The sequence below is a fragment of the Burkholderia semiarida genome (genome assembly GCF_029268935.1).
In the GTDB taxonomy this organism is placed as follows: Bacteria; Pseudomonadota; Gammaproteobacteria; order Burkholderiales; family Burkholderiaceae; genus Burkholderia; species Burkholderia semiarida.
The window spans coordinates 957,758-976,265 of the sequence record NZ_JAHLCL010000007.1; the positions used below are offsets into that span (position 1 = coordinate 957,758).

Here is an 18,508-nt window from a genome sequence, read left to right on the forward strand (position 1 = left end):
GGAAAGACCTTCATGAATGATCCGCTCCACGGAAAGAAAGTACTCGTCGTCGGAGGAAGCTCCGGCATCGGCGCCGCCACCGCGACGGCATTCGCGCAACGCGGCGCGCGCGTGACGATCGCGTCGCGCGATCCGGGCAGGTTCGATATCGACGCCATACCGGGCGAGCACGTGCGAACCGAAACGCTCGACATCACAGATACGGCGAACGTCGATGCATTCTGCGCCCGCGCCGGCCAGTTCGACCACGTCGTGATTTCTGCCGCGAAGACGGCCACAGGACCGGTCCGCGCGCTGCCGCTTGACGACGCGCAGGCGGCGATGGACAGCAAGTTCTGGGGCGCCTACCGCATCGCCCGCGCGATCGATATCGCGCCCGGCGGTTCGCTGACGTTCGTGTCGGGCTACCTCAGCGTGCGGCCGAGCGCGTCGTCGGTCCTGCAAGGCGCGATCAACGCGGCGCTCGAGGCGCTCGCCCGCGGGCTGGCGCTGGAGCTCGCGCCGGTGCGTGTGAATACCGTGTCGCCGGGCCTGATCGCGACGCCGCTATGGGACAACCTCGCTCCCGACGCACGCGACGCGATGTATGCGGGCGCCGCGCAGCGGCTGCCGGCACGCAGGGTCGGTCAGCCGGAGGATGTCGCGAATGCGATCGTGTACCTGGCGGCAACGCCTTATGCAACCGGCTCGACGGTGCTGATCGACGGCGGCGGCGCGATTGCGTGACACATGCGGTCATGACAAAACGCCCCGCGTTCCGTCGGGAACGCGGGGCGTCGAGGATGACGCAACGAGGTAATGTCAGGCCACGGCACTGACGTCGAGCGGTGCGCCCGTCTTCGCCTGGATCTCGTCGACGCTCACGCCGTCGGCGAGCTCGAGCACCTTCAGCCCGGCCGGCGTCACCTCGATCACGCCGAGATCGGTGATGATCAGGTCGACCACGCCGACGCCCGTGAGCGGCAGGTTGCATTCGTCGAGGATCTTGTGCTGATCGCCCTTCGCGACATGCTCCATCAGCACGACGACGCGCTTCACGCCCGCGACGAGGTCCATCGCGCCGCCCATCCCCTTGATCATCTTGCCCGGGATCATCCAGTTCGCGAGATCGCCCTGCTTGCTGACCTGCATCGCGCCGAGGATCGCGAGGTTGATGTGACCGCCGCGGATCATCGCGAACGAATCGGCCGACGAGAAGATCGACGAACCCGGCAGCGTCGTGACGGTCTGCTTGCCGGCGTTGATGAGATCGGCGTCGACTTCGTCCTCGGTCGGCGACGGGCCGATGCCGAGCAGGCCGTTCTCCGACTGCAGCCACACCTCGACGCCTTCCGGCACGTGGTTCGCGACGAGCGTCGGCAGGCCGATGCCGAGGTTCACGTAGAAGCCGTCCTGCAGTTCCTTCGCCGCGCGCGCGGCCATCTGGTCACGATTCCAGGCCATGTCAGTCTCCTTTCGCGCGTACGACGCGTTGTTCGATGCGTTTTTCAGGCGTCGCGTTCAGCACGATGCGCTGCACGAAGATGCCAGGCGTATGGATGTGGTCCGGATCGAGCGCGCCGTTCTCGACGATCTCCTCGACCTCGGCCACGGTGATCTTGCCGGCCATCGCGCACATCGGGTTGAAGTTGCGCGCGGTGCGGCGGTAGATCAGGTTGCCGGACTTGTCGGCCTTCCACGCCTTGACGAGCGCGACGTCGGCCGTCAGCGACGGCTCGAGCACGTAGTGGCAATCGCCGAACTGGCGCGTTTCCTTGCCTTCCGCGATCACGGTGCCGTAGCCGGTATTCGTGAAGAACGCGGGAATGCCCGCGCCGCCCGCGCGCAGCTTTTCGGCGAGCGTGCCCTGCGGCGTGAATTCGAGCTCGAGCTCGCCGGCCAGATACTGGCGCTCGAACTCCTTGTTCTCGCCGACGTACGACGAGATCATCTTCTTGATCTGGCGCGTTTCCAGCAGCAGGCCAAGGCCGAAACCGTCGACGCCCGCGTTGTTGCTGATGCAGGTGATGCCCTTGACGGCCGAATCGCGCAACGCCGCGATCAGCGCCTCGGGAATGCCGCACAGGCCGAAGCCGCCCACCGCGAAGGTCTGTCCGTCGCGGACGATTCCCTCCAGCGCGGCAGCCGCGCTTGGATAGACTTTGTTCATCTGTTGTCCCTTCCTCTATGGAAACCAGCAAAACCGGTTCACGCGCCACGTGGCGCAAGCCCGCCGCACCATTCTATGCATGCGCGGCGATGCCTGCGTCGAAGCGCGCTGTTTTTATGTCGCGACACACCGCCGCGAGATGCCTGAAAGGGTACGATGTGACGCCGATGCGGCACAATACGCAAAAATACATAAGCATTTGCCTCCGCTTGCCTGCGCCATGCCCGAGCTCGATTACCAGACCGCCTTCCACCTCGCGCCGCTCGGCCTCGTGCTGTCGCGCGACCGGGTGATCGAGGATTGCAACGACGCGCTCGCGTCGATCTTCCGCTGCGCACGGGCCGACCTGATCGGGAAATCGTACGCGGTGCTCTACCCGTCGACGGACGAATTCCAGCGCATCGGCGAGCGCATCGCCCGCGTGATGGTCGCGAACGGCGTCTACTCGGATGACAGAATCATGAAACGCGCGGACGGCGAGCTGTTCTGGTGCCACGTGACGGGCCGCGCGCTCGACCGCACCGCGCCACTCTCGGCGGGCGTCTGGACCTTCGAGGATTTGAGCGCGACGCGCCGCGTCGCGGTGGAGCTGACCCCGCGCGAGCGCGAGATCGCCGCCCAGCTCGCGACCGGCAAGACCAGCAAGCAGATCGGGCGCGTGCTCGACATCAGCTCACGCACGGTCGACATCTATCGCGCGCGGCTGATGCGCAAATACGGGACGAACAACACGCCGGAACTGCTGCAGCGCCTGCTCGGGCAGTAAACGCGCATTGCATAGCATCGCGACGCGCGAATGACGATCGGCCGCGCGCGGCGGCCGATCCGGGGAAACATCGGGCACGGCGCGCCACCGGCGGCCTTGCGCAGGCCTGCCGGTATCCGCGCTCAGCCGACTTTCGTCGCGAGCGCGCGCTCGATCGTGTCGCGCAGCAGTGGCGGCAGCGGCACCGACTTGCCGAGCGCGTAGTCGACCCACACGCAGCGCGCGTTGCCGCGTGCATAGACATGCTGCGGATCGTCCGCGCGCGTGAGCTCGAAGCCGGTGTCGAAACTGCTTCGGCCGGGCTTTGCAGCCGACATCTTCGCGATCACGTCACCCGGATAGTGCAGTTGCTTCAGGAACTCCATCGACGCGGTGACGATGACGGGCCCCTGCCCCTCGCCGTTGCCGCCCGCAATGCCGAGCTGCTCGAACCACGAGATCCGCGCCTGCTCCATGTAGCGGAAATAGACCGTGTTGTTCACATGGCCGAACGCGTCCATGTCGCCCCAGCGGATCGGCATCGACATCTCAAAAACGGGAGAGTAATCGCTTGTTGCGCTCATTGCAGTCTTCTTTGTTGCGAAATGTCATCCGCTCACGCGAGGCCGAAGCCGTCGTCCGCGGAGATGATCGAGCCATTGATGAACTGCGACTCGTCGGCCGCGAGCAGCAACAACAGCCCGTCGAGATCCTGCGGCTTGCCGACGCGCCGGCGCGGCAGCATCGACTGCAGCTTCTGGCCCTGCTCGGTTTCCCACAGGTAATGATTGATTTCGGTATCGATATAGCCGGGACAGATCGCGTTCACGTTGATGCCGTGGCGGCCCCACTCCAGCGCCATCGCGCGCGTCATCTGCACGACCGCCGCCTTGCTCATCGCGTACAGCCCGATCTGCGGAAACACGCGCAGCCCGGCCACCGACGCGATGTTGATGATCCGGCACGGCGGCTTGCCGTTGCCGCCGCCGTTCGCGCGCATGATCATCCGCTTCGCGACTTCCTGCGCGACGAAAAACGCGCCGCGCGTGTTCGTATCGAACACGAATTCGAAATCCGCCGGGGTGACGTCGACGAGCTTCTGCATCGTCGACACGCCCGAATTGTTCACGAGGATGTCGATCGTGCCGGCTTCCGTCTCCGCATGCGCGACGGCCGCCTTGATGCTCTGGACGTCGGTCACGTCGAGCGACACGACGTGCGCGGCACCGCCCGCCGCCTCGATCTCCGCACGCAGCTCCTTCAGGCGCTCGACGCGGCGGCTCGCGAGCACGACCTTCGCGCCGGCCTGCGACAGCACCTGCGCAAAACGCTGCCCGAGGCCGCTCGACGCGCCCGTGACCAGCGCAACCTTGCCTTCCAGATTGATCGATCGACCCATTTGCACATCCCCTTTCGATGTCGTTGCGCCAGCCCGGGCTGGCACAGCCCGAGCGGCATTACCCTAGCACAAAAAATAGAACGATCGTGCTAATCTACCTGCATGTTGTTGCGGCAAGCGTTTCGTTTCGCAGACAATACGCTCCCGAATAAAAGCATTCTAACGGTTAGAGGAACGCCAATGACCCCCGCAAGCCTCATCGAGCAATACGGCCCGCGCGAATCGATGGAATACGACGTCGTGATCGTCGGCGGCGGCCCCGCCGGGCTGTCGGCGGCGATCCGGCTCAAGCAGCTGGCCGCCGAGAAAGGCGCCGAGATCGGCGTGTGCGTGCTCGAGAAAGGTTCCGAGATCGGCGCGCACATCCTGTCGGGTGCGGTGATGGACCCGCGCGCGATCACCGAGCTGTTTCCCGACTGGAAGGAACGCGGCGCGCCGCTCGACGTCGAGGTGACGGAAGACCGTTTCCTGTTCCTGTCCGAGAAGAGCGCGGTCACGACGCCGAACTGGGCGCTGCCCGACAACTTCAAGAATCACGGCAACTACGTGATCTCGCTGGGCAACGTCACGCGCTGGCTCGGCCAGCAGGCCGAGGCGCTGGGCGTGGAAATCTTCCCTGGCTTCCCCGCCGCGGAGATCCTCTACAACGACGACGGTTCGGTCAAAGGCGTCGCGACCGGCAACATGGGCGTGGGCAAGGACGGGGAGCCGACCGAGAACTTCCAGCTCGGCATGGAGCTGCACGCGAAGTACACGCTGTTCGCCGAAGGTTGCCGCGGCCACCTCGGCCGCCAGTTGATCGCGAAGTTCAAGCTCGACGCGAACGCGGATCCGCAGGCGTACGGGATCGGCATCAAGGAACTGTGGGAAATCGATCCGGCCAAGCACAAGCCGGGGCTCGTGATCCACACGGCCGGCTGGCCGCTGAAGTCCGATACGTACGGCGGCTCGTTCCTGTATCACATGGACAACAACCAGGTGGTGGTCGGCTTCGTCGTGGGCCTCGGCTACACGAACCCGTACCTGTCGCCGTTCGAGGAATTCCAGCGCTACAAGACGCATCCGTCGATCCGCGCGTTCCTCGAAGGCGGCAAGCGCGTGTCGTACGGCGCGCGCGCGATCACGGCCGGTGGCCTGCTGTCGCTGCCGAAGACGGTGTTCCCGGGCGGCGCGCTGATCGGCGACGACGCGGGCTTTTTGAACGCATCGCGGATCAAGGGCAGCCATGCGGCGATCAAGACCGGGATGCTGGCGGCCGATGCGGCATTCGACGCGGTGCAGGCCGGGCGTCAGTCGGATGAGCTGAACGCGTACCCGGACGCGTTCAAGCAATCGTGGCTGTACACGGAGCTGTACCGCGCGCGCAACTTCAAGCAGTGGATGGCCAAGGGCCTGTATCTGGGCACGCTGATGGTCGGGATCGAGCAGAAGGTAATGGGCGGCAACGTGCCGTGGACGCTGCATCACCAGCACGCGGACCACGAGATGCTGAAGCCGGCGTCGCAATGCGAGCCGATCGACTATCCGAAGCCGGACGGCAAGCTGACGTTCGATCGCCTCTCGTCGGTGTTCATCTCGAACACGAACCACGAGGAGAACCAGCCGGCGCACCTGACGCTGAAGGACGCGAGCGTGCCGGTGAACGTGAACCTGCGCACGTACGCGGGGCCGGAGGCGCGTTTCTGCCCGGCGGCGGTGTACGAGTTCGTGAAGAACGACGACGGCGGCGATCGGCTCGTGATCAACGCGCAGAACTGCGTGCACTGCAAGACCTGCGACATCAAGGACCCGACGCAGAACATCGTGTGGGTCACGCCCGAAGGCGGCGGCGGGCCGAATTACCCGAACATGTAACGACCGGAACGCGCCGCCACGAGCGGCGCGTTTTGCGTGGGTCACGGCATACCGCCGCAAACGAAACGGGGCGCTGCATCACGCAGCGCCCCGCTTGCATTCATCGTTTGCCGGACGAGGCGACACGCGCCGCGCCCCAACCTGCTTCGTATCAGGTCGCGCTGCCGGCGATCTTCGGCGTCGACGTCTCGACGTCGCCGCACTGCGCACGATGGCGCAGCGCATGGTCGATCAGCACCAGCGCGAGCATCGATTCGGCAATCGGCGTCGCACGAATGCCGACGCACGGATCGTGGCGGCCAAAGGTTTCGACCGTCGCCTCTTCGCCGGACTTCGTGATCGAGCGGCGCGGCGTGCGAATGCTCGACGTCGGCTTGATCGCGATCGACACGGTGATGTCCTGCCCCGTCGAAATCCCGCCGAGCACGCCGCCCGCGTGGTTGCCGACGAAGCCGGCCGGCGTCAGTTCGTCGCCGTGCACCGAGCCGCGCTGCGCGACGCTGTCGAAGCCCGCGCCGATCTCGACGCCCTTCACCGCGTTGATGCTCATCATCGCCTTCGCGATATCGGCATCGAGCCGGTCGAATACCGGTTCGCCCCAGCCGACCGGCACGCCCGACGCGACGACATCGATGCGCGCGCCGATCGAATCGCCGTCCTTGCGCAGCGCATCCATGTACGCCTCGAGCTCCGGCACGACCGCCGCGTTCGGCGAGAAGAACGGGTTCTCGTGCACATGCGACCAGTCGACGAACGGCACGTCGATCTCGCCGAGGGCGCTCATGTAGCCGCGCACCTCGACCCCGAAGCGCTCGCGCAGCCACTTCTTCGCGACCGCGCCGGCGCCGACGATCGGCGCGGTCAGGCGCGCGGACGAGCGGCCGCCGCCGCGGTAGTCGCGGATGCCGTATTTCTGCCAGTAGGTGTAGTCGGCGTGGCCGGGACGGAACGTCTCGACGATGTTGCCGTAATCCTTGCTGCGCTGGTCGGTGTTGCGGATCAGCAGCGCGATCGGCGTGCCGGTCGTCACGCCTTCGAACACGCCCGACAGGATCTCGACCTCGTCGGCCTCCTGCCGTTGCGTCACGTGCCGCGACGTGCCCGGCTTGCGGCGATCGAGTTCGACCTGGATGTCGGCTTCGGTCAACCCCATCCCCGGCGGGCAGCCGTCGATCACGCAGCCGATCGCGGGACCGTGCGATTCGCCGAAGGTCGTGACAGTGAAAAGCGTGCCGAGGGTATTGCCGGACATGATGGAACCGCCCAAAGAGAAATGGGCAAACCGATGCGCTGCCGGGGCCGCGGGCAGGTCGATCGTTTGCCGGTCGAAAAAGAGGTAAACCGCTATTATGCCAGCCGTCCCGGGCCCGCGGGCCGTGTGAACCGTTCAGATCACCCGGGCAGGCCGTGGCCGCGGCGTGGCCTGCGGTCGCTCGGCCGCACCGGGGCCGGGCAGGCCGTGCGGCTCGCCGCGCTCGTCGCTGCGCGGCAACCGGCAACCCGCACCCGGCCGCCCCGCCTACTTCCGCGCGCCGCGCAGCTCGGTCACTGCCGCCTGCAGCGCTTCGGGCGTCGCCATCGACGCCGGGATCGGCTCGCCGACCGCCAGCGTCAGCCGGCTCATCACGCCGCGCTTGATCGGCCGCGGCATCCGCGCATCGGCATGCCGCGAAAAATAGCTGCCCCACAGCCCGCGCAGCGCCATCGGGATCACCGGCGCCGGCGTGCGGCTCAGGATCTCGGTGATGCCGTGGTGAAACGTGTTGATGTCGCCCGTCTTCGTCAGCTTGCCCTCGGGGAAGATGCACACGAGTTCGCCGTCCTTCAGTGCTGCCTCGCACAGGTCGTACGCACGCGCGAGCATCGCGGCATCCTCGTGGCGCGGCGCGATCGGGATCGCCTTCGCGTGCCGGAATACCCAGCTCGCGAAACGCGTCTTGAAGATCCGGTGATCCATCACGAAACGAATCGGCCGGGGGCTCGCGGCGGCCAGCACGAGCGCATCGACGTAGCTCACGTGATTGCACACGAGCACCGCCGCGCCTTCCGCCGGAATCCGCTCCGCGTGCACGAGGCGGATCCGGTAGAACGTATGCACGAGCACCCACGCGACGAAGCGCAGCAGGAACTCGGGCACGAGCAGGTAGATATACGTCGCGACGACCACGTTCAGCAGCGCGGTGACGAGGAACAGCCCCGGGATGTCGACGCCGGCCTTGGTCAACCCCATCGCCATCACGGCCGACAGGATCATGAACAGCGCGTTGAGGATGTTGTTCGCGGCGATGATCCGCGCGCGGTGGGTCGGCGCGCTGCGGCTCTGGATCAGCGCGTACAGCGGCACGCTGTAGAAGCCGCCGAACATCGCGAGCAGGAACAGGTCGGCGAGAATCCGCCAGTGGCGCGCACCGGCCAGGAATTCGCCGACCGACAGCAGATGGCCGGGCGACGGCAGCGCGTGGCTCGCGAAATACAACTCGATGGCGAACACGCTGATGCCGATCGAGCCGAGCGGCACGAGGCCGATCTCGACGCGCCGCTGCGACAGCCGCTCGCACAGCAGCGAGCCGAGGCCGATGCCGACGGAGAAGGTCGCGAGCAGGATCGTGACGACGTCGGGGCTGGCGGACAGCACGTCCTTCGCGAAATTGAAGAACGACGTGAGGAACGTCGCGCCGACGAACCACAGCCACGAGATGCCGAGCAGGCTCAGGAACACCGTGCGGTTCTGGCGCGCGAGCTTCAGGTTGCGCCAGGTCTCGCTGACCGGGTTCCAGTTGATCACGAGGTCGGGCTGCGGCGCGGGCGTGGGCGGCACGCGCTGCGCGACGAGCCGCCCCGCCAGCGCGATGACGACGACGCTCACCGCGAGCACGCGTTCGCCGCTGCCTTCGATGCCGGCCGCCGCGCCGCCGATGATCGTGCCGATCAGGATCGCGATGAACGTGCCCATCTCGACGAGCCCGTTGCCGCCGACCAGCTCATGTTCGCCGAGATGCTGCGGCAGGTACGAATACTTGACGGGCCCGAACAGCGTCGAGTGCATGCCCATCATGAACGTGCACAGATACAGCAGCGTCGCGCTGTGCGTGACGAAGCCGGCCGCGCCGACCAACATCAGCACGATCTCGAACGATTTCACGAAACGCGTGAGAGTCGCCTTGTCGTATTTGTCGGCGATCTGGCCGGAGGTGGCCGAGAACAGCACGAACGGCAGAATGAAGATCGCGGAAATCAGGAATGCGGCCGTCTTCGCATCGACGCCGGAAAACCGTGCGGTGTGATACGTGACGAGCGACGTGAAGCCGATCTTGAAGACGTTGTCGTTCAGCGCGCCGAGGAACTGGGTCGTGAAGAACGGCGCGAAGCGGCGCTCGCGCAGCAGGTCGAACTGCGATGCGTGGGCGCGCCGTTCGTCGCGCCGCCCCGAAGTGGCTTGCGTGTGATCGCTCATGCGGAATACGCGCGCATCGTCTGGGCGAAGCTGCGCGGGCCTCGTGTCGTTGTTGAAAAAAAAAACGGCGCAGGCCATGCCTGCGCCGCCGCGTGCCGGATGGCGGCGCCCATGCATCGACGTGCCGGGCGCGGCGCGATTCACGGCTTGTGCGCTTCGGCTTCCGATTCCGGCCAGTCGCGGATGTATGCCTTCAGCATCCGGTTCTCGAAGCTCTGCGCCTCGACGACCGTCTTCGCGACGTCGTAGAACGAAATGACGCCCATCAGCACCTTCTTGTCGAGCACCGGCATGTAGCGTGCGTGACGCTCGAGCATCATCCGGCGCACTTCGTTGACGTCCGTTTCCGGCGTGCACGTGAGCGGCTCGTCCATCACCTTGCGCACCTGCACGTCGCCGATCGCGCCGCCATTTTCGCGCAGGCGCAGGATGATCTCGCGGAACGTCAGCATCCCGACGAGATCGCCGTACTCCATCACGACGAGCGAACCGATGTCGTGTTCGGCCATCGTATCGACCGCTTCGCGCAGCGGCTTATCGGGCGTCACGGTAAACAGCGTGTTGCCCTTCACTTTCAGAATATCGCTGACGCGCATCGTAGTCCCCTCATGCTTGAATGCAAAATCTCTTTCGATCCTATCGGAAAGCCTGCCAAAAGGAAAGCACGGGCCCGCGCGGCGGCCCGCCGCCGCTTGCGGACGCCGGCCGCCCGCCGCACAATGGCCTTGTGAACGGCGGCCCGAGGAGACGGCCATGGCGCATACGCATACGGAGCAATTCGCCAGCTTCGCTGACTTCTACCCGTATTACCTGAACGAGCACCGGAACCTGACGTCGCGGCGGCTGCACTTCATCGGCTCGCTCGGCGTAATCGGCTGCGTCGCGATGGCGGTCGCGACCGGCCACTGGCCGTGGCTGCCGGCGGCGGTCGTGTGCGGCTACGGGTTCGCGTGGGTCGGGCACTTCTTCTTCGAGAAGAACCGCCCGGCTACGTTCCGGCACCCGATCTACAGCCTGATGGGCGACTGGGTGATGTTCAGGGATATCTGCACCGGCAAGATCCCGCTGTAGCCGCCCGCCCCGCCTTCACGCAGGCCGCGGCGGCCGCGCGTGCGGATCGTCCACGCGCGGCGCCGGGCCGGCGCTCCCGGCCGGCTGCCCGCCCGCGAGCCGGTGCGCGGCGATCAGCGATGCGAGCGTCACGTCGAACCGGTCGCTCGACAGCACCGCGAGCAGCGCCGCGCCTTCGACGTGGCTGCGGCGCCGCTCCAGTTGGTAGGTCAACTCCGCGCGGTCGATCACCAGCACGTCGAACAGTTGCGCGAGCGTCAGTTGCTCCGGGTTCGCGAGCAGGATGTAGCGCGGCGTGGCCTCGTCGCCGCCCTCGAGCCGCGCGACCCATTCCCGCTCCTCCATCGTCGTCAGCAAGCGCTGCGCGGTTTCCATGTCGCAGCGCAGCATCGTCGCGAGCCGCATCGCCGTGTAGCCGCGCTTGCCGGCCGCGCGCGCTTCGGCGAGCCGCGCGAGCAGTTCGAGCGCGTCGAGCAGGTCGCTCCCCGGATAATGGATGCGGTGGAACTGGCCCACCCGAATCGCCGGCAGCGCCGACGCGACCATCGCGCCGAGCAGCGCGATGAACCAGCTCAAATACACCCACAGCAGGAACACCGGCAGCGCCGCGAACGCGCCGTAGACAGCCGTATATGTCGGAATGCGCCGGACGTAGTAGCCGAAGCCGCGCTTCGCGAGTTCGAACGCGATGGCCGCGAACAGCCCGCCGATCACTGCATCGCGCCATGCGACCGTGCAGTTCGGCAGGTACACGTACAGCAGCGTGAACGCGAGCACCGTCAACGGCAGCGACGCGAGCGCGAGCAGCCACTCGACGATCGACGTGGACGGCCCCGCGCCGGTGAACGCGAGCGATTGCGTGAACAGATACGACGAGATCGACAGGCTCACGCCGAACAGCAACGGCCCGAGCGTGATCAGCGCCCAGTACGCGAGCACGCGCTGCGCGAACGGCCGCGGCTTGCGCACGCGCCAGATCAGGTTGAACGCCGATTCGATCGTCATCATCGTCATCACCGACGTGACGACGAGCACGATCAGGCCGGCCGTCGTCAGCCCCTTGGCCTTCGATGCGAACTGGTTCAGGTACTTGAAGATCTGGATGTTGAACTGCGCGGGCATCAGGTGATCGGCGAGGAACCCCTGCAGCGAGATCTGGAACGACGCGAACATCGGGAACGCGGTGAACAACGCGAACGCGACCGTCAGCAGCGGCACGAGCGCCAGCAGCGTCGTGAAGGTCAGGCTGCCCGCCACCTGCGGGATGCGATCCTCGGCGCTACGCCGGGCCGCGAACTGCGCGAGGCGCTTGATGGTATCGAGATCAACGCTCAACTTCGGCAAACGGCTTCTCCTTCTTGATGCCGCGCGCGTCACGGCGCGCCGCCGCCGCGCTGCGCGACGGCTTCAGCCCCTATAATAGCTGCTCGATTCCAGCAGGGGCCGACTGCACCGGGCATGCGCGCGGCCGCACGCGGCTCCGTCGCCCATGAAAGACATTCTCGTCCTCTATTACAGCCGCCACGGCGCCACGCGCGATCTCGCGCTCGCGATCGCGAACGGCATCGACAGCGTGCCTGGCATGCAGGCGCGCATCCGCACCGTGCCGCCCGTGTCGGCCGTCTGCGAAGCCACCGCCCCCGACATCCCGGCCGACGGCCCGCCGTACGCGGAACTGCGCGACCTCGAGGAATGCGCGGGCCTCGCGCTCGGCTCGCCGACCCGCTTCGGCAACATGGCCGCGCCGCTCAAGTATTTCCTCGACGGCACGACGCCGCAATGGCTGTCGGGCGCGCTGACCGGCAAGCCCGCGAGCGTGTTCACGTCGACGGGCAGCCTGCACGGCGGCCAGGAATCGACGCTGCTGTCGATGATGCTGCCGCTGCTGCATCACGGGATGATGATCGTCGGGATCCCGTACACCGAATCCGCCCTCAGCACGACCCGTACCGGCGGCACGCCGTACGGCGCGTCGCACGTCGCGCAGCACGATCGCTCGTCACCCGGCGGACTGTCCGCGGACGAGAAGGCGCTCGCGGCCGCGCTCGGCGTACGGCTCGCGCGCGCCGCCGCGGCCCTTTCCAGCGCCCAGGCCGCCGAGGCGGCATGAACGCCCCCGCCCGCCCCGCCGTCGCGGCCCGGCCGCACTACGCGCTGGCTGCCGCCGCGTGTCTCGTCGCGCTGATCGCGCTGTCGCTCGCCTGGGAGCTGTGGCTAGCGCCGCTGCGCCCCGGCGGCTCCGCGCTGATGCTCAAGGCCGTGCCGCTCGCGCTCGCGCTGCCCGGCGTCTGGCGGCGTAACATCTATACGATGCAGTGGGCGAGCATGCTGATCCTCGTCTATCTTGCCGAAGGCATCGTGCGCGGCATGTCCGATCGCGGGCTGTCCGCGACGCTGGGCTGGTGCGAGACCGCGCTTGCCGTCGGCTTCTTCGTCGCGGCGCTGGCTTACGTCGCGCCGTTCAAGCGCGCGGCGAAAAAGCCGCGCGCCACGTCCTGACCCTTCCGCGACAAGGTGATGATGTCCTCCGAAGCTTTCGTTTCCGCGTGCCGCGACGCGATCGGCGCCGACCACGTGCTGACCGATCCGCACGATACCGAACCGTTCCTCACCGACTGGCGCCGCCGCTACAAGGGCGCGGCGTGCGCGGTGCTGAAGCCCGCGAACACGGCCGAAGTCGCCGCACTCGTGAAGCTGGCCAACGCGCACGGCATCGCGCTCGTGCCGCAGGGCGGCAACACGGGGCTCGCGGGCGGCGCGACGCCCGATGCGAGCGGCAGCCAGGCCGTGCTGAGCGTCGCGCGCCTGAACCGCGTGCGCGCGCTCGATCCGCACAACAACACGATCACCGTCGAAGCCGGCGTGATCCTCGCCGACGTGCAGGCGCGCGCCCGCGAGGGCGGCCGGCTGTTCGCGCTGAGCCTCGCGGCGGAAGGCAGCTGCACGATCGGCGGCAACCTGTCGACCAATGCGGGCGGCACCGCGGTGCTGCGCTACGGCAACGCGCGCGAGCTGTGCCTCGGGCTCGAGGTCGTGACGCCCCAGGGCGAAATCTGGGACGGGCTGCGCGGGTTGCGCAAGGACAACACGGGCTACGACCTGCGCGACCTGTTCATCGGCGCCGAAGGCACGCTCGGGATCATCACGGCGGCCGTGATGAAGCTGCATCCGCTGCCGGCCGCGCAGGTCACGGCACTGGCCGCGCTCGAATCGCCGCACGCGGCGCTCGATTTCCTCGCGCTCGCGCAGCGCGCGGCCGGACCGCTGCTGACCGGCTTCGAGCTCATGTCGGATTTCTGCATGCAGCTGGTCGGCAAGCACTATCCGCAACTGCGCTACCCGTTCGCGCAAACGCATGCGCAGACGGTGCTGCTGGAGCTGTCCGACAACGAAAGCGAAGCACATGCGCGCGCGCTGTTCGAGAAGCTGATGGAAGAAGCGTTCGAGGCCGGGCTCGTGGTCGACGCGGTGGTCGCGGAGAACCTCGCGCAATCGCGTGCGTTCTGGGACCTGCGCGAGCACATCCCGCTCGCGCAGGCCGACGAAGGGCTCAACATCAAGCACGACATCGCGGTGCCGATCTCGTCGATCGCGCGCTTCATCGACGAGACCGACGCGGCGATCCAGCAGGCCGCGCCGGGCGCGCGGATGGTCACGTTCGGCCACCTCGGCGACGGCAACCTGCACTACAACGTGCAGATGCCCGAAGGCGGCGATGCGAAGGCGTTCCTGGCCGCGTTCCAGGCGCCGATCAACCGGATCGTCTACGACAACGTGCACCGCCACCACGGCACGATCAGCGCGGAGCACGGCATCGGCCAGTTGAAGATCGACGACGCGCAACGCTACAAGTCGCCGGTCGAAACGGCGCTGATGCGCACGCTGAAGACCGCGCTCGACCCGCGCGGCCTGATGAATCCCGGCAAGGTCCTGCGCTGAAGCCGCCTACTCCGGAGCCAATCCCGTGAAAGTCCGCGTCCTGTCCGACCTGCATCTCGAAAGCAACCTGCCCGACGCGATCGCGCATGCCGACGCGGATCTCGTCGTGCTGGCCGGCGACATCCACAATCACGCGGAAGGCCTGCGCTGGGCCGCCGAGACGTTCGACCCCGCGGTGCCGGTGATCTACGTGCCCGGCAATCACGAGTACTACGACGGGGAATTCGGCGCGCTGGAAACGGCGATGCGCGACGCGGCGCACGCGCTCGACAACGTGCACTACTTGAACAACGGCGTCTACGTCGATCCCGCGCAACGCTTTCGCGTGCTGGGCACGACGCTCTGGGCCGATTTCTCGCTGTTCGGCCGCGACGAAGCCAGCGTCGCGCGCGCGATCGATGCCGCGCTGCGCGTGATGCTCGATTTCAAGGGATTGATCCAGGTAACCTGGCCGCACGACGCGGCGTTGCATGCGGCAGCGAGTGCGCCGGACGCACCGGACCGGGATTTCTCGCCGGCCGACGCGATCGCGCTGCACCGGCAAGGCCGCGCATGGCTGGAAGCGCAGCTGGCGGCGCCGTTCGCGGGCAAGACGATCGTCGTCACCCATCATGCGCCGCACCGGCGCTCGCTGGCACAACGCTATGCGGACGATCTGGCTTCGGCGGGGTTCGTGACGGATATGGCGGACCTGGTGCGACCGCCCGTGGATCTGTGGTTGCACGGCCACACGCATACGTCATTCGACTACGTGACGGACAGCGGCACGCGCGTGGTATGCAATCCGCGCGGCTACTTTCACCGGCGCACCGGCGAATGGGAAAACCCCGCGTTCGCGTGGGACAAGGTCGTCGAGCTCGGCTGAGCGCCGAGCCCGGCCCGCCGCGTGGCGCGGCCTGCCAGACCAGAAGCGTGACGGCGGGATCAGCGGCCGGGGCGGCGCGGCTCGCGCACACGGACCGGCACGGGCTTCATTTGCGCCTTCGCCTTCATCGCACGCAGCAGGTCGCGGCTCGCCGCCGCGGCGGCAACCGCGCCCAGCAGGACGCCAAGGCCGATCATCAGGTGCGTATCCATCGCTACTCCGGTGTGATGTATCTCGTTAATTCCAACAGTATCAAACTGTCCGACACACGTTCGTAAAAAAATGTTGCGTGAAGGACAAATCTCGTCAGATTGCGGCCCACCGCGCTGTCATGTCGCATGCGTGTACTGTTCGAGCGCCGCTTCGTCCGCTTCGAGCGTGACCGGCAGCTCGTCGCGCAGGAAATCGACCCAGGTCCGGATTTTCGCGTCGAGGTACTGCCGCGACGGATACAGCGCGTAGATGTTCATCACGTGCGACCGGTACTCGGGCATCACGCGCACGATGTGCCCGCTGCGCAGCCAGCCGATCGCCGAATAGAGCGGCAGCCCGCCAACGCCCATCCCTTCCCGCACGGCCACCGCGAGCGCCTCGGCGACGTTCACGCGAAACGGCGGCGCCTTGATCGGCACGACTTCGTCGCCGTTCGGCCCCGCCAGCGCCCATTCATCGAAGTGAAAGCCCGGCGCGACCATTCCGAGGCACACGTGCTGCGCGAGGTCGGCCGGCCGCTGCGGCACGCCGTGCGACTCGATGTAGCCGGGCGATGCGCAGACGACGCTGTAGCTTTCGCCGAGCCGCTGCGACACGAGCCCCGAATCGGGCAGATCGCGGCCGACGACGATCGCGACGTCGTACCCCTCGTCCAGCAGGTCAGGCATGCGCTGCGCGAGCGTGAGCTCGACGTGCACGTCCGGATAGCGCGTGCGGTAGCGCGAGATGGCCGGCACCAGGTAGTGCTGGCCGAGGCTCGTGAAGCAATGGACCTTCAGCTTGCCGGACGGGCGCGCATGCGCGTCGCCGGCCTCGGCTTCGGCCTGGTCGACGTAAGCGAGGATCTGTTCGCAGCGCTGCAGATAGCGCTCGCCGGCTTCGGTCAGTGCGATCCGGCGCGTCGTGCGGTTCAGGAGACGCGTGCGCAGGTGGGCCTCGAGATCCGAGACCGCGCGCGACGCGTAGGCGGTGGTCGAATTCATCTGCTGGGCGGCCGCGGTAAAGCTGCCCGCGTCGACCACGCGGACGAATACCCGCATGTTTTGTAACGTATCCATCCCACTACCCGTTTGAATGCGGAGGGATTGTTGCACATCCGCTAGCCAATATTATCCCAGGATTCGTAAAAATGAGTTTCGCCGTTGCCGGTTTATTCAGGAATCGCTGAAAAATATAATCCCCCCCGACCCATCTATGTCCGAAAGGGAGAAAATCGTGCAGTCTCGGGGAAAAACAGGGACGCTCGCACTGGCGGTTCTTGCAATCTCATTAATAATGGCCGGCTGTGCGAGCATGGGCGACAACCGGACCCAGTCCACGCGCATCGAAGCGAACGCGCTCGACGCCGGCGCGGCCATCCGCGCGGCGGACCGCGACGCGGGCTGGCCCGCCGCCGACTGGTGGCGCGCGTACCGGGATCCGCAGCTCGATGCATGGATCGCCGCCGCGCAGGCCGGCAACCCCACCCTGGCGGCGGCGAGGGCACGCGTGCGCGAAGCGCAGGCCATGGCGCGCGTCGCCCGTTCGGCCGAACTACCGCAGATCAACGGCAATCTGTCGCTGATGCGCGAGCACTGGCCGGACAACGTGTACTACGGCCCGGGCCCGCTCGCGAACGCCGACACCTGGAACAATACCGGCACGCTCGGCCTGTCGTACCACCTCGACCTGTGGGGCAAGGACAAGAACGCAACCGAACGCGCGCTCGACACCGCGCACGCGACCGCCGCCGACGCACGGGCGGCGAAGCTCGAACTTGAAGTGAACGTGGTGCGCGCGTATGTCGGCATGTCGATGAACTACGCGCTGCTGGATCTCGCGCATGAAACGTTCGAACGCCAGCGCTCGCTCGCCGATCTCGCGCGCAAGCGGCTGCAGGCCGGCATCGGCACGCAGCTCGAAGTCAGCCAGGCGGAATCGACGCTGCCCGACTACGAGCGCCAGATCGACACCTATGAAGAAGCGATCCAGCTCGCGCGCCACCAGCTCGCCGCGCTGGCCGGCAAGGGCCCGGGCGCCGGCGACGCGATCAAGCGGCCGCAGCTCGCGCTCGATGCGCCGGCCGGCCTGCCGTCGGCGCTGCCGGCCGACCTGCTCGGCCGCCGCCCCGACGTCGTCGCGGCGCGCTGGACGGTCGACGCGCAGGCGCGCGGCATCGACGTCGCGAAGGCGTCGTTCTACCCGAACATCGACCTGCTCGCGACGGTCGGCGGCTTCGGCGTGACCGCGCCGTTCACCGACTTCCTGCGCGCGATGAATGGCGGCTGGACGGCCGGCCCCGCGCTGTCGCTGCCGATCTTCGAAGGCGGCCGGCTGCGTGCGCAGCTCGGCGCCGCGAATGCCGGCTACGACCAGGCGGTCGAGCGCTATAACCAGACGATCGTCGGCGCGCTCAAGGACATCGCCGACCAGGTCGTGCGGATCCGCTCGCTCGATACGCAGAAGAAGGACGCCGCGCGCTCGGTGGCGGCCAACAATCGCAGCTATCAACTGTCGCGCGAAGGCTTCCGCCGCGGGTTGACCGATTACGTGAACGTGCTGGTCGCGCAACAGCAACTGCTGCGCGCGCAGGAGACGGCCGCCCGCATCGACGCGGAACGCCTCGCCGCGCACGCGCAGCTGATGGCCGCGCTCGGCGGCGGGGTCGAGACGGGCACGGATGGCCGGGGCGACCCACCGCCGAAGGACGAAGCCGCCGTCGGCGCCGCCGCGCCAGCCGCCGCATCGGGCACGAAGCCCGCGGCCCGCGTCGGCCGGCCCGCGCAGGTCGCAACCGCCGACGCGTCCGCCGCGCCGGACGCACGGTAACGCGGAGCGCC

The 18,508-nt window shown here is 67.3% G+C and carries 19 protein-coding genes; 9 read left to right on the forward strand and 10 right to left on the reverse strand.

Translation table 11 applies throughout. The features are described 5' to 3' along the window. Window positions 1–12 precede the first annotated feature (12 nt). Complete coding sequence (locus tag KPB06_RS17370) at window positions 13–726, forward strand: SDR family oxidoreductase (protein ID WP_059575818.1); 714 nt, start codon at window positions 13–15, stop codon at window positions 724–726. A gap of 75 nt (window positions 727–801) precedes the next feature. Here KPB06_RS17370 and KPB06_RS17375 read toward each other — a convergent pair whose 3' ends face one another. Continuing rightward, window positions 802–1,443 carry a CoA transferase subunit B gene (locus KPB06_RS17375; protein ID WP_059575820.1) on the reverse strand — a complete coding sequence of 214 codons (642 nt, stop codon included), beginning with the start codon at window positions 1,441–1,443 and terminating at the stop codon, window positions 802–804. Between the two features lies 1 nt (window position 1,444). Beyond that, complete coding sequence (locus KPB06_RS17380; protein WP_059575822.1) at window positions 1,445–2,149, reverse strand: CoA transferase subunit A; 705 nt, start codon at window positions 2,147–2,149, stop codon at window positions 1,445–1,447. A 220-nt stretch (window positions 2,150–2,369) separates the two neighbouring features. Here KPB06_RS17380 and KPB06_RS17385 point away from each other — a divergent pair, with 220 nt between their 5' ends. Next, a complete protein-coding gene (locus KPB06_RS17385) occupies window positions 2,370–2,915 on the forward strand; it encodes a LuxR C-terminal-related transcriptional regulator (RefSeq protein WP_059575823.1) in 546 nt (181 codons plus the stop codon). Between the two features lie 122 nt (window positions 2,916–3,037). Here the strand turns inward: KPB06_RS17385 and KPB06_RS17390 are convergent, their stop codons facing one another. Continuing rightward, window positions 3,038–3,478, reverse strand: coding sequence for an acyl-CoA thioesterase (locus KPB06_RS17390; RefSeq protein WP_059575825.1), 441 nt, complete (start codon window positions 3,476–3,478; stop codon window positions 3,038–3,040). 32 nt (window positions 3,479–3,510) lie between these two features. After that, window positions 3,511–4,293 carry an SDR family oxidoreductase gene (locus KPB06_RS17395; protein ID WP_011545236.1) on the reverse strand — a complete coding sequence of 261 codons (783 nt, stop codon included), beginning with the start codon at window positions 4,291–4,293 and terminating at the stop codon, window positions 3,511–3,513. Between the two features lie 180 nt (window positions 4,294–4,473). Here KPB06_RS17395 and KPB06_RS17400 point away from each other — a divergent pair, with 180 nt between their 5' ends. After that, window positions 4,474–6,147, forward strand: a complete 1,674-nt coding sequence (locus KPB06_RS17400) for an electron transfer flavoprotein-ubiquinone oxidoreductase (protein WP_089464717.1) — start codon at window positions 4,474–4,476, stop codon at window positions 6,145–6,147. A 151-nt stretch (window positions 6,148–6,298) separates the two neighbouring features. Here KPB06_RS17400 and aroC read toward each other — a convergent pair whose 3' ends face one another. The 3 genes from aroC to KPB06_RS17415 form a co-directional block, all read right to left on the reverse strand. Then, the gene (gene aroC / locus KPB06_RS17405; RefSeq protein WP_059575828.1) at window positions 6,299–7,399 is read right to left on the reverse strand and encodes a chorismate synthase; all 1,101 of its coding nucleotides are present in this window, start codon (window positions 7,397–7,399) and stop codon (window positions 6,299–6,301) included. A 267-nt stretch (window positions 7,400–7,666) separates the two neighbouring features. Beyond that, window positions 7,667–9,601: an MFS transporter gene (locus KPB06_RS17410; protein WP_059575968.1), complete on the reverse strand. Its 1,935-nt coding sequence runs from the start codon at window positions 9,599–9,601 to the stop codon at window positions 7,667–7,669. 140 nt (window positions 9,602–9,741) lie between these two features. Further along, window positions 9,742–10,197 (reverse strand): CBS domain-containing protein, encoded by a 456-nt coding sequence (locus tag KPB06_RS17415; protein WP_034207093.1) that lies wholly within the window; start codon window positions 10,195–10,197, stop codon window positions 9,742–9,744. A 157-nt stretch (window positions 10,198–10,354) separates the two neighbouring features. On the opposite strand from KPB06_RS17415, the gene KPB06_RS17420 reads away from it, so the two are divergent. After that, a complete protein-coding gene (locus tag KPB06_RS17420; RefSeq protein ID WP_059575830.1) occupies window positions 10,355–10,672 on the forward strand; it encodes an Mpo1-like protein in 318 nt (105 codons plus the stop codon). A gap of 15 nt (window positions 10,673–10,687) precedes the next feature. Here the strand turns inward: KPB06_RS17420 and KPB06_RS17425 are convergent, their stop codons facing one another. After that, entirely contained in the window at window positions 10,688–12,016 is a 1,329-nt protein-coding gene (locus tag KPB06_RS17425; RefSeq protein WP_275906181.1) for a YihY family inner membrane protein, read from the reverse strand. A gap of 145 nt (window positions 12,017–12,161) precedes the next feature. Between KPB06_RS17425 and wrbA the strand changes: the two genes are divergently transcribed. The 4 genes from wrbA to KPB06_RS17445 are packed head-to-tail and all read left to right on the forward strand — an operon-like array spanning window position 12,162 to window position 15,476. Then, window positions 12,162–12,782, forward strand: coding sequence for an NAD(P)H:quinone oxidoreductase (gene wrbA / locus KPB06_RS17430; RefSeq protein WP_059640698.1), 621 nt, complete (start codon window positions 12,162–12,164; stop codon window positions 12,780–12,782). Next, a complete protein-coding gene (locus tag KPB06_RS17435; protein ID WP_059640696.1) occupies window positions 12,779–13,171 on the forward strand; it encodes a DUF2069 domain-containing protein in 393 nt (130 codons plus the stop codon). The genes wrbA and KPB06_RS17435 overlap by 4 nt, the downstream gene beginning before the upstream one ends. 18 nt (window positions 13,172–13,189) lie before the next feature. Then, window positions 13,190–14,611: an FAD-binding oxidoreductase gene (locus tag KPB06_RS17440; protein WP_059640694.1), complete on the forward strand. Its 1,422-nt coding sequence runs from the start codon at window positions 13,190–13,192 to the stop codon at window positions 14,609–14,611. A gap of 25 nt (window positions 14,612–14,636) precedes the next feature. Beyond that, complete coding sequence (locus KPB06_RS17445; RefSeq protein ID WP_059640693.1) at window positions 14,637–15,476, forward strand: metallophosphoesterase; 840 nt, start codon at window positions 14,637–14,639, stop codon at window positions 15,474–15,476. A gap of 59 nt (window positions 15,477–15,535) precedes the next feature. On the opposite strand, the gene KPB06_RS17450 is transcribed toward KPB06_RS17445, so the two are convergent. Together KPB06_RS17450 and KPB06_RS17455 are read right to left on the reverse strand one after the other, a co-directional pair. Next, entirely contained in the window at window positions 15,536–15,688 is a 153-nt protein-coding gene (locus tag KPB06_RS17450) for a hypothetical protein (RefSeq protein WP_167351608.1), read from the reverse strand. Between the two features lie 117 nt (window positions 15,689–15,805). Beyond that, complete coding sequence (locus KPB06_RS17455) at window positions 15,806–16,747, reverse strand: LysR family transcriptional regulator (RefSeq protein ID WP_059575842.1); 942 nt, start codon at window positions 16,745–16,747, stop codon at window positions 15,806–15,808. A 136-nt stretch (window positions 16,748–16,883) separates the two neighbouring features. Here KPB06_RS17455 and KPB06_RS17460 point away from each other — a divergent pair, with 136 nt between their 5' ends. Continuing rightward, window positions 16,884–18,497, forward strand: coding sequence for an efflux transporter outer membrane subunit (locus tag KPB06_RS17460; protein ID WP_146075201.1), 1,614 nt, complete (start codon window positions 16,884–16,886; stop codon window positions 18,495–18,497). Window positions 18,498–18,508: the final 11 nt, after the last annotated feature.